The sequence below is a fragment of the Bartonella tribocorum genome (assembly GCF_002777915.1).
Taxonomy (GTDB): domain Bacteria; phylum Pseudomonadota; class Alphaproteobacteria; order Rhizobiales; family Rhizobiaceae; genus Bartonella; species Bartonella tribocorum_A.
Genome location: NZ_NJGE01000030.1, coordinates 1 through 15803, shown reverse-complemented (window position 1 = coordinate 15803; position 15803 = coordinate 1). Strand labels below are relative to the sequence as shown.

At 38.2% G+C, this 15803-nt stretch carries 10 protein-coding genes and 1 pseudogene; 5 read left to right on the top strand and 6 right to left on the bottom strand.

The features are described from left to right. Positions 1-2005: 2005 nt before the first annotated feature. Together CER18_RS08755 and CER18_RS08750 are read left to right on the top strand one after the other, a co-directional pair. Positions 2006-2449 carry a hypothetical protein gene (locus CER18_RS08755; protein WP_100129616.1) on the top strand — a complete coding sequence of 148 codons (444 nt, stop codon included), beginning with the start codon at positions 2006-2008 and terminating at the stop codon, positions 2447-2449. A gap of 1643 nt (positions 2450-4092) precedes the next feature. After that, the gene (locus tag CER18_RS08750) at positions 4093-4854 is read left to right on the top strand and encodes a DUF4167 domain-containing protein (RefSeq protein ID WP_100129615.1); all 762 of its coding nucleotides are present in this window, start codon (positions 4093-4095) and stop codon (positions 4852-4854) included. A gap of 799 nt (positions 4855-5653) precedes the next feature. Here the strand turns inward: CER18_RS08750 and CER18_RS08745 are convergent. The 4 genes from CER18_RS08745 to CER18_RS08730 all read right to left on the bottom strand — a co-directional run bounded on the left by CER18_RS08745 (position 5654) and on the right by CER18_RS08730 (position 9295). After that, entirely contained in the window at positions 5654-6097 is a 444-nt protein-coding gene (locus CER18_RS08745; RefSeq protein ID WP_180299420.1) for a hypothetical protein, read from the bottom strand. A 44-nt stretch (positions 6098-6141) separates the two neighbouring features. Then, a complete protein-coding gene (locus tag CER18_RS10585; RefSeq protein ID WP_100129613.1) occupies positions 6142-6507 on the bottom strand; it encodes a hypothetical protein in 366 nt (121 codons plus the stop codon). A gap of 957 nt (positions 6508-7464) precedes the next feature. After that, positions 7465-8478 carry a sensor histidine kinase gene (locus tag CER18_RS08735; RefSeq protein WP_100129612.1) on the bottom strand — a complete coding sequence of 338 codons (1014 nt, stop codon included), beginning with the start codon at positions 8476-8478 and terminating at the stop codon, positions 7465-7467. Between the two features lie 22 nt (positions 8479-8500). After that, on the bottom strand, positions 8501-9295 hold the full coding sequence (locus CER18_RS08730; RefSeq protein WP_100129611.1) for a response regulator: 795 nt from the start codon (positions 9293-9295) through the stop codon (positions 8501-8503). Positions 9296-9462: 167 nt separating this feature from the next. Here CER18_RS08730 and CER18_RS08725 point away from each other — a divergent pair, with 167 nt between their 5' ends. The 3 genes from CER18_RS08725 (at position 9463) to CER18_RS08715 (ending at position 11874) form a co-directional block, all read left to right on the top strand. Continuing rightward, complete coding sequence (locus CER18_RS08725) at positions 9463-9666, top strand: NepR family anti-sigma factor (protein ID WP_100129610.1); 204 nt, start codon at positions 9463-9465, stop codon at positions 9664-9666. A 7-nt stretch (positions 9667-9673) separates the two neighbouring features. After that, on the top strand, positions 9674-10228 hold the full coding sequence (locus CER18_RS08720) for an RNA polymerase sigma factor (RefSeq protein WP_100129609.1): 555 nt from the start codon (positions 9674-9676) through the stop codon (positions 10226-10228). 224 nt (positions 10229-10452) lie between these two features. Next, positions 10453-11874 (top strand): sensor histidine kinase, encoded by a 1422-nt coding sequence (locus CER18_RS08715; RefSeq protein ID WP_100129608.1) that lies wholly within the window; start codon positions 10453-10455, stop codon positions 11872-11874. Between the two features lie 53 nt (positions 11875-11927). On the opposite strand, the pseudogene CER18_RS10805 reads toward CER18_RS08715, so the two are convergent. Then, positions 11928-12762 (bottom strand): annotated as a pseudogene (locus CER18_RS10805) (hypothetical protein); the annotation flags it as partial. Between the two features lie 815 nt (positions 12763-13577). Further along, positions 13578-15572 carry a M23 family metallopeptidase gene (locus CER18_RS08700; protein WP_100129606.1) on the bottom strand — a complete coding sequence of 665 codons (1995 nt, stop codon included), beginning with the start codon at positions 15570-15572 and terminating at the stop codon, positions 13578-13580. Positions 15573-15803 lie beyond the last annotated feature (231 nt).

Genomic DNA, 15803 nt, shown 5'->3' with positions numbered 1-15803 from the left:
GTGACATGGGTGGGGAAAAGCCTAAAATAGGGAACACGTTCAAGGAGGCTTTCTCATAAATGCCAGCATCATCAACAATGCCAATGGGTTTTTAAGAGAGTTGTGTTCTTAATAGAGTTTGTTGATTTCGAGCGAAAAATCTATTCTTTTCCTTTAGATGGTATGGGAAAAATATTTACATGGAAATTTTGTGGGGAATTTTACATTTAATATTATCTCGTTGTCGGGGCGTTTCTTTGAGGGAAGAGGCGTGTAAGATTTTATACATAAGTGTTCGTGTGTGTTGAATATGAGGGAAAATTTTTTCTGCTGATCCTCATGTAAATGTTTTTTTTCGTTATGTCATGGACTTTTCGGGGCGCTTTTGTCCATAACATTTTATACAATAACGCTTCTTTATCTATGGTGATAGAGATCTCATGAGGAAAGAAAGCCAACGGGGAAGGCCAAGAGGATTCTGCCAAGCTCATTACGCAAGCAGGAATGAAGTCCATGTGAGCCATATGTTAATCTTTGCTTGTAGCATTGTGTCTTTTTGTTGCCTAACTTGTGAGAGGTAATTCAGAGAGCTTAAGGGGACTTTGATCGGTAGCAGAAAAAACATGATGAGACAGCAGGAGGCTTATTTCAGAATGTCTCATGCTTTTGATGAGAAAGGCGCGCGAAATTCTGTCATGCCTTCCTTTCATATTTGCGAGATTAGGATTGTTATTTCTTTGATCTTTATGGAGAGGAGACAAGGGGATTGGACACAAAATATTGGATATAAGAGGGGTGAACACCTAGGGAAAGGCATAAGAAGAGGCATAACGGATTTTAAAGAGAAGAGATTGATAGGAATATTGCGATCAGCAAAACAAATGATGTTATTAGTGGGTTATTAATTGTGTTATAGTTGTTGTTTTTACAGCGTTTTTGATAAAAATTCGCAACACCCCTTCAATCTATATGTTTTGTAACTTTATTATTTTTTTAAGAGAACACATGGCTTTTTTATAGTCTGTCAATCAAGATCAAATCCTAACGCTGCAGTCTGTTTGAGAGAGAGTAAGACGAATAAGAATTTTCTGATTAAAATGGGGAAACCCTACTCGTGACTCCGGCTTTTTTATGCTAGATGGGGCTTTTTGTTTGGGACATTTCTAAAATGGAGAGAGAGCTTTATTGAGAATGTAAAGGCGTACAATTACGTGTCTTGTCAGCAACTTTTTGCTTTACGACTTTTAAAACGATCCATATTATTTAAAATAATGAAGAGAATATCTTATCGTTTTTTGCATCTCTTTTGGGGCTCATGTCCTTCTCCTAAGACCGAAAGGCCTCAATATATTTGTCCAGTTTTCAATGTTTTCAACAAGCTCTAAAAGAGCCTCCTACCCTTAAAGCTTATTTTGTAAGGGGGCAGCTGAATGATATAAGACTCCATGAAGTGTATAAAACTTATTGACGTTTTATAAAAGGTCATGCTGGCGCTTGCATATCTTTTCTAGCCCACAATGTTTTCGATAAGCGCTCTTAGAATTGACGACGCTTAGAGACGCATACTTGTTTTGTACAATTTTTGATCCATATGGCTTAACTGCTTGTAACGTGCAAACGAGTGGTTTTTTGTAATAGGAAACAGTTTAGATATGGGAGAACCTTTCGCTCTTCGGATTTCTCATTCAATATGCAAACAATATGCAAAATAATGAAATATTATTTATCAATCAATGGGATGTGTTTTGGCGAAGATGAATTGTTTACAGATTGGGATGGATGAATAATTTTTGTCTTTTAAGCAGGGGAGAGAAAATTATAATCTCTGTTCTTTCATAAAGGGGGAAGGTGTTTCATAATAACTTTATACGATAAAAAAAAGTAAAAAATATTAACGGTGTAGAGAAAAAAGAGTCTTTCAAGAATATTGATCATTTGCTGTTATGCTCTGTATTGTGTAAAAGATGCTTCTATCATTTTTTGCTGTAAAAAGCTTCTCTTGGGATGTTTAAAGGGTATCGTCTTTATGGAAAAAAGAATCCGCGCAAGACAAAAGGCTTATTTCAAAAAATTATATCGCAAGATTGCTTTTGTTTGCGTGATACTCTTTTGTATCGTGGTTTCGTGTTTAGTTATTGCAAAGGCGGTTAGTTATTTTTCTTCTGATAAAAAAATAGCACAACAAGCGCCTGTTGAATTGGCAATTCCTGTCTTTGATATGCGCGTGTATTGCAAGGAAATTTCTGCTTCCGTGATGCCCGATATGAAAAGAGAGGTTTATCAGCATTGTCTTAATTTGGAAAGTGAAGCCTATTTTGCTATTCGTGAAATGTGGGATAAGCTTTCTGATACTGCAAAAAAACAATGTTTGGCGATGGTACGACCAGGGGATGGAAATTATTTTCTCTTACGGGATTGTTTTCTCAATGAAAAGGATAGTGAAACAGGTAAAATACGCAATTACTTTTAAAGTGTTACACGGAAAGTTAAAGGATGCGAATTTTGATGAAACGATAAAAAATGCCTCACTCTTCTCTGACTCTCTCTCTATTAATTGAATGTCTTTATTTTGTATGAAACCTGTCGTTTCAGCTGTGATCGTATAAGGCGTGGGTGTTTCTTTGAAGTGTTTTAGGGGGGGAAGCTGCAGGAGAACTTGTTGAAGCCTTTTCATTTAAGAAAATAACAGACGCAAGAGACCTATTTTGACGGTGTTTCGTGAGTGGGGAAGGCGCCCATGAAGTGTATAAAATTGATAAAGCATTCCTCTCTATGTTTCATAAAAGTGCAAATTGGTGTTTTCATACTTTAGCCCTCCAATGTCACGGACAGGTTTTGCTTGACCTTTAAAATGGTCCATAAAAGGCGTTTTTAAGTCTTGTCTTTATCCACTTTGACTGTAACGCAGGCTCTTTTACATGTAACGAGAAAGTCAATAATTTTGATTGATCCAACAGGAAACAGATTGAGAATGAGAGAATCCTACGCTATGAAGGTTTTTTACTCAAGATAAAAATTTAATATAAAAAAGATAAATGATCTTTATAAATCAATTTTTTGTATGAATTTGAAAAAAGTTTGGACTGTTGACAAACCAGTGTGGATAGAGAAATCTCGTCTTTTAATGGGGGGCTCAAGTCAATAGACATGAAAAATATGTCAATAGATATGACAAAATTGAGTAAAAATATTTCTTTGAGAGGGTATAAACTTCAAGGTTTTTCATGGGTAAAATGCTCTATTGCGTTTATAAATGGGCTTGTTTTATACGCTCCAGTTTTCTTTATAAGACAAGGATAAAAGAGAAAATACGTTATGTCATTCTTATTGATAGACTTTGAGGAGGAGGTGTTTTTTGTATTTAATCATTTGGTTTTAGGCTCAATTTGTTATCAATGAAGGGGTATGATTTACTTCAAAATCTATGGGGTTAAAATAAGAATTGAGAGGGTCGTTGGCATGTTTGAGAAAGAAGAGTGACCTCTTGGTAATTATAGGGCTTGAATAATTCTTCATATTAATCTATCTATAAGAATTAAGAGATTTTGTGAAGCGATTGTGGATTATCGCTCGCAAGGGGTTGCTTTAGCGGTAAAGAGAGGCTATATATCATAAAATAGAGAGGCTCGTACGAGCGACTCGATTAGGGTGGAAGTGCTTATGAATTCAAAGCACGAGGGGGAAAGAATATCGGCGTTTTTAGGAACGGTGGTTTTAGGACAGAAGAAAAAGAGAAACTTCTCGTATTCTCTGACAGTGGTTTTTTCTTTGTCAGAATGTTGTACGTGTTTTCTCCTTTTTGTTTTCCACAGATAATTATTTTTTTTAGTGAAATATGGTTTATTTAAAAAAAACACTTGGCATTTTATGTGAACATCACTAGGTTTCTGCTGGTTGACAGAGAAATAGGGAATTTTTGGTTTACAATTTCCCTGCTGTTTTGTGATTTTCAAAAAAAATATATATGCTTTTATCAACTTCAGTAGGGTTCGTTTGAGAGAAATAAAACGCGGATAGCTTGATAACCGTATGTTAAACATGATCAGCATTATCAAAAAATGATGCAATGAAGAAGAGTCAATTAAGACACACACTCCAAAAAAAGGGATAAAGATGAGGCCACAACAAAATAGACGGGTACGCGGTCGCAATAATAACAATAATGGTAATAACAATAATAATCGTCGCGGTCCTAATCCGTTGTCTCGCAATTATGAAAGTAGCGGTCCGGATGTTAAAATTCGTGGGAATGCTCAGCAAATTGCCGATAAATACATCAGCCTTGCGCGTGATGCACAAGGTGCCGGTGATCGCGTGATGTCGGAAAATTATTTACAACATGCCGAGCATTATTTGCGTATTATTTTAGCAGCAGCTGGGCAAATGGCCCAATCGGCGCGACGTGATGAAAATCGTGATGATGAAAATCGTGATGAAAACAACGGGCAGGAATGTGGTGAAATAAATCCTGAAGCTCAAAAAACAGAGGCCATTGAATGTGATACAGATCTATTACAGATACAGTCGCAAAAGAATGGTCATGGCTCATATGCCAAAGCACAAAATGGCGATGCGCGTGAAAATAATGCTTTAGAGACTCTCTCGGATGAAAAAATGGCGCAGGAAGACTGTCGCTCTGAGGAAAATGTTGAACCTATTAAGAAAACACGTCGTTCTCCGCGTCGGCGTACGGTTCGGGCGCAGCAAAGCGAGGTACCTCTAGAGCTTTCACTGACAACAGCAGAAAACTCTAAAAATGGCGATGCATCAACATCAACAGAAGAGATTGCTTCTTTGCCTGGATTAAGTGAGGGAATGCAGAGAAAAACGCGCCGTCGCCGTGTGGTTAATCTTGAAGCAGAGGAAAACGTTTAAACGCCTTAAAAATGCGTTATCAGTGCATGGGGTGCCATTGGTGTTGTGATGTATCTGTGCGTGGCTTCTTGCACTTTCTTTCAATTTTCATTCTTTGCATTTTCATGGGCAATATCGCCAATTAGGGGGCGATAGGGGAAATTATCTCTTGGTTTGGAAGTAATGGAGGGGATACAGAGAAAATCCATGTTTGTGTATTTTAAGAAGCGGTTCTTTTATAAAAGAAACGATTGCTTTGTTTATTCGCACCAGTATGAATATCTCTCACTATTACTCCAGCTCATTTCACTGCGGGACTGCTATACTGTAAAAGCCATCGATCGTCTTTGCTTCATAAAAGGTGCACGCTGGGCCAGCGTTGCTCTCATTTATCAATGTTGCAACAGCTCTTTCTTTGGCTCTTGAAATTAGTTCATATAAGAGGTCTTTTCATTTATATGCTTCTTTTCGTATGTGTGAGGAAATGATTTTGATGAACTTCATTCATCAAGAGAGTTGAAATGAGAGAATCTTACAGTATTTGAAGCGTTCGTTTAGCATGTAAAAAATAAAGGATCATTATAAATCAATCGGCTGAATTTTTGTATTTAAAAAAGTGTATTTTTTGCACCTTCTTTTGCGTTTTTATAGGCAATATCCGTTTTTTAAAGAATGGGAATGTATTAAATGAAAGGTTGCTTTTTTATCTCGATGAGGGGCGATGAAGGAAAAAACGTTGTTGTTCAAGCGGTATGCTCTTTAAGCCTAGGAAAAATTTAAGCCTTTAAAATACGCGTGTAGGGAAGTGATGTTGATTTGCTTAATGAGGTATTGTCGTTGATATTTCTTCTGTTGTTTCAAGAGAAAGAACGGCAATCAGTGCACCGGTATGATAATTATAAATCATAAATTTTGTTTGTTGATCAGGGGTTAAAACCTTCAAGACAAGATTGTTTTCTGTGAGGCTTTGCGACAAAATCTGTGTGTTTTTCGGTAAGGAGAGCGTGTGGTGGATAACAGGTGGATTTTTGCTATGGAAGGAAGAGAGCTCTGTTTGTTTTGACGTTGATCCCGTTGCCACTTTATAAACGATTAAGAACAGGACGGTCAGAATAAGGAAGAGCGTTATTAAAACGGAAATAATCATTAAACCCATCAGTTTTTTTCTCACCCGTTCTACAGCAGGATCTAAGGGGAGATCTTGGGGCAGAGGATTTTGTTCTGGATGATCTTTTGAAGGTTGCATTGGCTTATTATCCATCATGTCTTCTCTTGATTATTTTTTTGAGATCTGATGGGTTTATGCTTTTAAAGCTTTTTGTGCAAGAGGTTTGTGTCAGCAGAACGCAAAAGAGAACGCGATGTTGGTAAAATGTCTTCTTTGTGGGCTATCGATATCATGTCATTAACATTTTGGCTTTTAAGAAGGAAATTTCCGTGGTTTGTTACAGACCAGATCAATTTTACTTTTTTTTGATGTAAATTGGGGTGCACGTTTATACATTGGGCAAAAATTTGTTGTCCATAGAATGCAGATTTTTTTGTGGAGGGCACCATGGCTTGTTCACATGCTTGAGCGGTTGGGTAGATTTTAGCCATTTTATTGTTCGAATAGCAACTGTTAAAATCATCCGTACATGACACCAATAAGAGAATAACAACAAGGGGATTCATAAACTATTTTCCAAATGAGCGGTTGACAGCGTGGACTCCAATTTGCCAAGCCTAGGACTTCTTCATTGTTAAATGTTTTTAAAGTTTTTTCGTTCCAAGGGGGGAAACCCTAAGGCAAGGATCTTCTCTATTAAATTCATTAAAATCATTGGCGCGCACATCATAAAAACCAAGTTTGAAGGGAAAACTGGGGGGCGGGAAATATTAAAAAAAATACTGAACATGTCATTTGTGAATGTTCTTTGATGTTAAAGGTTTGTTGTATTGGGGGGAATATAATGGGTTTGGTATAGGAGGGCGGGGAAATGATGCGCAACGGGCACTTTAGGGAGTAAAGAGAGAGAAGAGGGGCTATGAAGGTAAAAAAGGGCTTTCTTAATGGTTCATTTTATGGGGAGGATTCTCGTTACGGTGCTGTTTTGAAATGAGCTTGAAGACACTGAGAAATATTAAAACAGTATGTGAAAAAAAGGGTTTTCTGTTTTGCATCTTCTCTTTTGTTCGAAGAGGATGATCCAGAACGCGATAAGTTAAAAAGCATAAAATGTGTCATTTTCATCAATTCATTGTCGTCGTCGTGGATACTTTAAGTCCGTAAAGTTGAAAAGTAACAATAGACAATAGATGTGGCTTTATCGCTTGAAATTTCATCTTCTTCTAAAATGAAAATTATATACGCATTGTGAGAATTATACAAAAAAAGAGGAGGAGAGGTTCGCTTTGATGTGGTCTATAAAAGCTTAAGACCGCTTGTCCTTTATTGTTTGGTTTTTTGTCTTAGAATAGGCGTTATATGAGGGGGGGATTGACAGGGGCAAGGGACTTTGATTGTGGCAAAGTTTTCATTGTTAAGGTTTTTTTTGCTAGGTTGGAAAATATCTTTGTGTTGAACAAAAACCGTACTGAACAGATTAGAGATTTTGCTGAAGAGAGAAAGTTATGGCTTGAAAGGCTCTTTTAAGAAAAAATATCGAAATAAGTATCAGGAACAGAAAGGCAATAAACAATGCCTTCTTTTGTCAATTTGAAGGAAGCAGAACCATTGACAGAAATGGGAACAATTTTTTCGAGAACGGCACTGCCAAAACAGGCTTTTTTATTGTTCATGGGCGGGTGACCTGATTCAAAGTGTTCATGCCAAGTGATGCGTAGGTATGTTTTGCCATTCAGTTTTGTTTCGATTTCACAGCGTACACGAACGCTACCCTTTTCTTGGGAAAGGGCTCCAAAAGAAAGAGAATTAACAATCAATTCATGAAAAGCCAAACCAATATGCAAAGCGGCATTGGGAAAAAGATAAGGATCAACGCCCTCAAGTGAAAAACGTTCTGTTTCTTTCATTAAATAGCCTAAAGCCTGCGTTTGGACCAATTCACGAAATTGGGCACCACGCCAATCGGAGTCGGTAATCAGATCTTGAGAGTGAGAAAGAGAATGAAGACGTCCTTGAAATTTGCGTAAGAAAACCTGAAGAGATTCCGTATAGCGGGCGGTTTGGCTGGCAATACTTTGAATGATCGCTAGGAGATTTTTAGAACGGTGGCTGACTTCTCGGAGGAGAATTTTAAGCACTTGTTCACGGCGACGTAAGCCGGAAATATTAACACCAGTGGTGATAATACCGATAATGTCTCCGTTATCATTGCGGTGGCAATCAATCGAAAATTTGTACCAAATTTCTTGTTTGCTTGTATCTTCAAAACGTGCTTCAACGGTTTGCATTCTGCCACTGGCTAAAACCTGCAATTTAATGGTTTCCATATTGTCTGCAAGGTCAAGGGAAAAAAAGTCGCTGTCACGACACCCAACCCGCCATTTATGGTGCAAATGGTGTGGCAAGTTTTCAGCCCATAAATAAACAAGATTTGTTGCCTGATAGAGAACACAAATATCAGCACCACGTATCGCTTGCATGAGCGCGCTCATATGAGATCTGTCCATAGGAGGCTTTGAAAGAGGTGTAATGATCATAATTAAAGAGGTTTACTTTGCTCTAAGCCGCTTTAGACGCATTCTCTTGAAAAAATAAAGCTTGGGAAATAAGCGCTTTCACCATATCAGGATTAAAAGGTTTGGTCACTAAAAAAGTCGGCTCTGGACGCTCGCCGGTCAGCAGCCTTTCAGGAAAAGCCGTGATGAAAATCACCGGTATGCGATCATTTTTTAAAATTTCATTGACCGCATCAATGCCTGAGCTGTTATCGGCTAATTGAATATCCGCTAAAATCAACCGTGGCTTTTTCTTATGATACATGATGACAGCTTCATCACGCGTGCGCGCTATGCCAACAACATGATGACCTAGGCTTTCTACCATTTGCTCAATATCGAGCGCAATGAGAGGCTCATCTTCAATAATCATCACTTCTGTCGCAATTTGTTGAGAAATATCAATGGATGCTTGGTTGAGAAGCTTGCGAAACTCCTTCGTATCCAGATTCATGATTTCACCGGCTTCTTGTTCATTAAACCCTTCAACGGCAATGAGCAAAAATGCTTGGCGTGCACGAGGCGTGAGATAGGATAATTTGGCACTGGTTTTTTGTTCAAGTCCAAATTGGGGCAGAGGTTCAGGGATATTGGGGGTGGTTTGGTCAAAAAGATGGCAAAAGAGCCAATAGGTACCAATACGGTCACTGGATACTTTGGGAAAAATGGAAATGTCGGCAATGAGAGCTTCTAACATTGCAGACACATAAGCATCGCCAGAGGATTGGCTTCCAGTGACAGAGCGGGCAAAACGCCGAAGATAGGGAAGATGCGGGGCAATGCGCGTTGATAATGACATAATTTATAACTCCTTTGACCTTTCAAGCATTTTGTTGGTTGAAATTCTCAGCAGATAAAAAAGTTCCAATTTGTATGGAACTTTTTACTCAGCGTTATATTTACAACCATAAGGCGAAAAAATTCTTCGCGGTGCTACTTATATTATATGGATTAGGGGGATGAAAAATGAACGACCGTGATGAAAAAAATCTCAACACACAATTTAAAGTTGGAGATGATCTTCTCGGGGCTAACAGCGAAATAGCACGGAAATTACGCCAATTTTACATGGAAATTCAAGAAGAAGCGCTACCACGGCGTTTGCTCGAGCTTTTAGACAAGTTGGAGCGTGCAGAGCAATTTGCTTTAAACAATGTGGAAAAGGTTTGAATCCTTTATGTCAAAATGCGCGAAAAACTTTAAACAAGAACTCCTTTTGGTGTTGCCGGCTTTACGTGCTTTTGCTGTTTCTTTAAGTGGCAAGCACGATAAAGCCGAAGATTTGGTCCAAGATACGGTTATGAAAGCATGGGCTAAACAAGACAGTTTTGAGATGGGAACCAATCTCAAAGCATGGCTTTTTACGATTTTGCGCAATGAGTTTTATAGTCAAATGCGCAAAAAAGGTAGGGAAGTTCAAGATACCGACGGTGTATTTACCCAAAATGTCGCGGTTCATCCTTCTCAATATGGAACGCTTGATTTGCAAGATTTTAAAAAAGCCTTAAATCTGCTTTCAGCCGATCAAAGAGAAGCCATTATTCTCATTGGGGCATCGGGGTTTTCTTATGAAGATGCTGCAGCTATTTGTGGCTGTGCTGTTGGAACCATTAAAAGCCGTGTGAGCAGGGCACGTCATCGATTACAGCAGCTTCTTAATGTCGATGGTGAATCCGATTATGGGCCTGATTCTTATTCAGCTGGAAGTACATTGTGTTCATTTAACGGCTAAAAAAGCATAATAATTATGATGGATAACCTTGTTTTTTTTATTCCCGTTATAGCTATTAGAGTAAAGTCAGTATCTGAGGAAATTCAGAATGTTTGGCGTGTATCTTTAGGAATACAAGAAAAGCCTAGATGAAACGTTCTCATGGGCTTTTTCTGTTTGTTCCATAAGGTTGCCTTCCTTTGTACTGAAAAATGACGACTTTCAAGTTCGCCAATGGAAACTCTATGACAACAAAGACAAATTTGCTGCCTCAAATGCCTTCTTCTGATGCAACGATATCACGTTGGCGATGGGCAGCGATTGTTGTTTCTCTTGTTATGGCTCTTTTAGCATCAATTTTTATTATGTTGCTTTCCAATGCCGTTGATCGAGAAGTTGCCCAGTTAAATACGAGTTCAGAATTGCGCGAACAGGCTGATTTGGTTCTTATTAGCCTGATTGATATGGCTGTTGCTGATCGCAGCTATGCAAAAACCCGAAAACCAGAAGATAAGATCCGCTTTGAAAATGCAGAGAGGGAGTTGGGAGATATTCTCGATTATATTGCACTTATTGTTTATGCGCATCCGCAATGGGATGAATGGTTTGTGGCTTTTAAAAAGGAAGTCGAAGCACGAAAAGCATTTATGAATGCTCATATGCAGGCTCTTGATACACTTCCTGATCAATCTTCTCAACCTTCTGCGTCTCTGGAAGTCTCGAGGATTCCCGTAGCCCGTTTAGCGCAATTGATGACAAGTTTTATTAATGGTGATGATGTGGTACGAGAAAAACAGCGTGAGGGCATCGCATTGATGCGAGCTGCTTTAACATTGGCGGCTATTGTTTCTGTTGTGAGTACTTTTGTTTCTGCCTATTTTGTTATTAATCGTTTTCATCGTGATGTGCGCTCTTTAAAATTGTATCAATTGCTGCTGCACAGCGAAAATATCGCCCTAGAAGCCCGTGTGAAAGAGCGAACACAAGAATTAGAAAGAGCACGCAATCACGCCGAGAAAGAGCGCCAACGGGTTGAAATATTGTTGCAGGATGCAAGCCATCGCATTGGTAACTCTCTTGGGACGGTGTCTTCTTTGCTGGGGCTTCAATTAAGTCGGAGTAAAAATGAAGAAGTCCGTTCTGTGCTTGGGGCTGCACGGGATCGTATTCAGACAATTTCTACAGCCCATCGTCGTTTGCGCTTGAGTGATGATATGGAAACGACTCTCTTGGCAGATTTTCTCAGTTCTGTTGTGCATGATGTCGAATTGGCGGTTCCTTTTGAATTGCGTGAAAACATTACCATTCACACAAACTTTAAAGATTGTCGTCTTTCTTCAAGAGATGCTACAACCCTTGGAATTATCCTTGGTGAATTGTTGACCAATTCCTTAAAACACGCCTTTCCTGATCAACGAGAGGGGCATATTTATATCTCCTTTGGTCCTGAGCAAAATGGACAATTGATGCTTATTGTTGAAGATGATGGCGTGGGCTTGGGGAGCCAAACTTCAGAACAAAAGACGGGACTTGGTCGTGTGGTGGTGGAACAGCTGTGTATGCAATTTGGTGAAAAACCTCTTTTTGAAACGTCTTCTTTAGGAGGAACAAAAATTGTTATTCCTTTGCCAAAACTTAGTACAGGTGGTGCAAAGGAAGCAACCTAGGCCATTTGAAGGTGCTTCCTTTGTGTATGAAAGTTGAAAGTAAGAGAATGTCCTTATAAATTACTACAAGTCTCCCAGAGGGAGGTGTTGGCTCCATTTCGTCCTAAATTTTCGACCAAAACTGGTTTTCCTGTTTTTCCATTATAGGCTTTGACGTAAATATTTTTTCCGCGTACATTGACGAGATAGTAGTCTCCTCTGAAGAGTGCTCCTGCTGTATAGACTGGAATGTTTCCAAAAACTTTATCATCTTGTGCACGGCAATAAAATCGTTGATGTTCGTGTCCTACAAAAATTGCTTTTACATTGTGGCTTGTAATGATGGATTTAAATGCAGCGTGTTTTCGAGCATTTTTAGGATGGAGAAAATGCGAATCTTTATCTCCATCTCCAAAATAAGGACGCGCATCGTGAAAATTGAGAATGGTAACTTTCCCTCTTGCATCAGCAGCCGCTAAATCTTCTTTTAGCCATTTAAGAGCGCTTGTTATTCTTACTTTAGTGATACCGTCAGATAAATTAGCGGTATAAGTTGGATAATTTTGAAGCTGTACATAGTGAATATCTCCATAATCCCATGAGTGGCTTAAACTTTCTTTTATCTCAGATAAAGACCGTTAAAAAGCCACTTCTCAGTGAGATCTTGAGAGAAATTTGAGAGAGTCTTCTTATATTTTTTCATGTCTTTCATTCTTTCAACAGTACTTATTACACAGGCATCGGGGGGAAAAATTGAATTCTCTGAGGAATTGTATAATCATGGACATTATTCGCGTAATCATGATTGCTTAGTCCCCCATAAACAAAAACACCAAGGCTTTTATATGCCTTGGCAGAGTTGTCATATGTTTCTTTTCGACCGTATTCTGTTAAGTCATCATTCACAATTTTTATTCTCTTCTACGGAAAAGTCTGCTTTGTGTGATTTTAGTGCCTGCGCAACTTTTTATTTTTTCTTGTTCAGTTTCTTCATGGTTAAATTTTTCTTTTCTCTCGATTTTAACTGAAATACCAGAATTTCCTAGATTTTTAGCTTCATTCTTATTCCTGAATAATTTTGCAATTTTTCTGATTGCATTTTTGAGACTGTTACTCCATTTTGCGCGTGATAAGGTATCGCTATCGCTTTTTCAGAGACAAGAAAAAAAGGACTCAAAGCTATAATAATAATTATTATTATTACGTTTATCGTTGGAGCTTTCATAAACTCAATCCTTTTTAATTGTTTATTATCTTTATGCTGTAAAATGATTTTATCAATTTGTGTCTTACATATTTTACATTTATGAAAATTTCAATTTAAAAATTTAAGATGAAAAAAATCTGTGAAATTTAAGAAGGTGAAGTTTTATAGTAATTACTATTTACTTGTTTTTATAGAAAAAATTTAAACTTTGTTATTAATCGTGATCTTTTAAGATATAGGGAATAATGCAGTTTTTAGTTTCTTGATAGAATATATTAAGAGGAGAGCCACCGTTTTCTCTTTTTTTATATTTCACCTGTATATCTTGGGGGATAGAGACTGTGATGATTTTTGAATATTGTTTTATTTTTTGCGTATCCGTAGATTATAAAATATTCTTAAGCGCAGAAATGCCTTTGAGGTTGTTTAAATTCTAGGACATTTTTTGAAAGACTTTAAATGCTCATAAGCTTTTGTGAGGAATACACTTGTAGGGTGATTAGGGTGTTTTCATGCTTTAAGTCTCTTTAGAGGGTTTTATTGGGCTGTTGATTAAGGAATCAATATTGTGTTTTTCTTGTAGGAATATTTGTAGATCTTGATTGGTTAAGGCTTTGCTATCGGGTATACGAATGCGCATGGGATCAACTTTGACACCATTAACAATGATTTCAAAATGACAATGGGGACCGGTTGCCATTCCTGTTGATCCAACATAGCCGATGACTTGTCCTTGACGGACTTTTACGCCTGGTTTGATGTCTGGTGCATAACGGCTTTGGTGTGAATAACTGCTGACATATCCATTGGCATGTTGAATTTCTGTATGGTTTCCATAACCGCCTGTTACGCCTACTTTTGTGACAATACCATCTCCTATGGCAATAATAGGGGATCCTTTAGGTGCTACCCAATCAACCCCTGTATGCATGCGCACATAGCCTAGAATAGGATGTTTACGTGGACCAAAGGGGGAACCGAAAACGCCATTTGGCGTAGGTTTGCGGAGTAAGAAAGGCTTTGAACTCTTCCCTTCAGAATCATAATAATCAACGCTTCCGTCTTTTAATTGATAACGGTAATATTTATAAGTTGTATTGCCAAAAGTTGCACTAATATAACGAATTTCTGGATCAGTGCTTTCAGTGCTTTGAGAGGGTTCTTTTGCTTTTAGATTCTTTTTGCCATTTTTGGTTTCTTTATCGCTTTGTGGTACGGCATAGAATATTTCAATTTGATCATTGGGGGTTATTCGACTTTTCATATCAACATTGGTGGCAAGCAGACGAATAAGGCGATAAGAAAGCGATTGTGATATATTATGGCTTAGCAAAGCACTATAGAGTGCGTCATAAGCTGTTGGTAATTGCGCGCTATTGATATAAGAATGTGGAATACCATTTTGAAAAGCTGTTTTAAGCGCTCTAGACATTTTAGGTTCTGTGCTTTCAATGAATTGGCCTTTATCATTCAGGGCAATGGTGAGAACATGATACATTCCTTGATAAATACTTGCGCGTACGAGATGGTCTTCTTCTCCAGCTTGTGTCACGATACCAATGCGTAAAAGACTTCCTTCTTTAAGGGTATCGGAAAGGTTAAATTTTTCTAGAGTGCTTACAATCTGTTCAACTTGATTTTTTGTGTAACTGGTTTTTTTGAAAGCATCGGCTATTGTTTGTTTTTTACGAATAGGAATAATATCTTCAACATAATTTTTTGCCAGATCGATACGGTGATTTTGAGGAGAAACGGTTACATTTTCTTGAACGATTCGGACTTCGGGCGATTCTGTTCCTTGGGAAGGGGAGGATACATCTCCTAATTTTAAAGGATCAATGAGTGTGAGAACTGAAAGGAGTTCGGTACTTTTTTCTAAAGTAAATCCAGCTTTTTGGACCTCTTGTTGAGCCTCTTCATCAGTCAGTGTATCAGTGTCTTCAAAATCGAATTGACTGATCTTAAAATCATGGCTGCGTAAGGTGAGTTTTGTTTCGATTTTTGCGCCGTAAATCTGCCCAGAATCTTGTGGTTTGATGCTTTGATCTTTCGAATCACTGGCCATAATGCTTAAAGAATCAAATTTTGGATAGTTATATTTCTGAGGACGCTTTTCGGCTAACGCCATGCGAATCCATTCAAAATGTTGTGTTTGAATGACTTTTTCATCGCCTTTTTTTTGCAGAATTGATAGCTCAAATTCGCGTTTACTGTCGAAACTTTGCCGTGCATGTGTGGGTGCAATACGATCCCCTTTATAGCCACTGGCTTCAGGGTCTTGTGTTTGTGAGAGATTGTCTTTTATAAACCATTGTGGTGGTGTTACCAATCGCTGTTGTTCATCAAAAGCGGTAAAAAGTGCAATCCCCATAAGAATGCAGGAGGTGATTCCCGTCAGCACCGTTCCCGTAAGCCAACGCGCTGAGACCTGTCGGCGCTCAGGTCGCAAGCGTTTAACGACAAGAGCAGGGTCCTGTCCGGGATCGTTCTTTTGTTGTTCGTTATCCCACATAGATTTTAAGCATACTTTTCAATATTAAATGAAGAAAGCTAACATAGCTTATCACATTTCTACAAGAATTTGATTTACAGATTACAGGTCATGCAAATCCTTTTTATACCGCAACATTTCATCACTCCTATACCCAAGAAACTTCTTTGAACCAATATTTTTAAAGGAGGGTAAACAAAGGCTATGATGATGAACTTATTTTAGCGGTATTTCCTAATTTTATGCATTGTA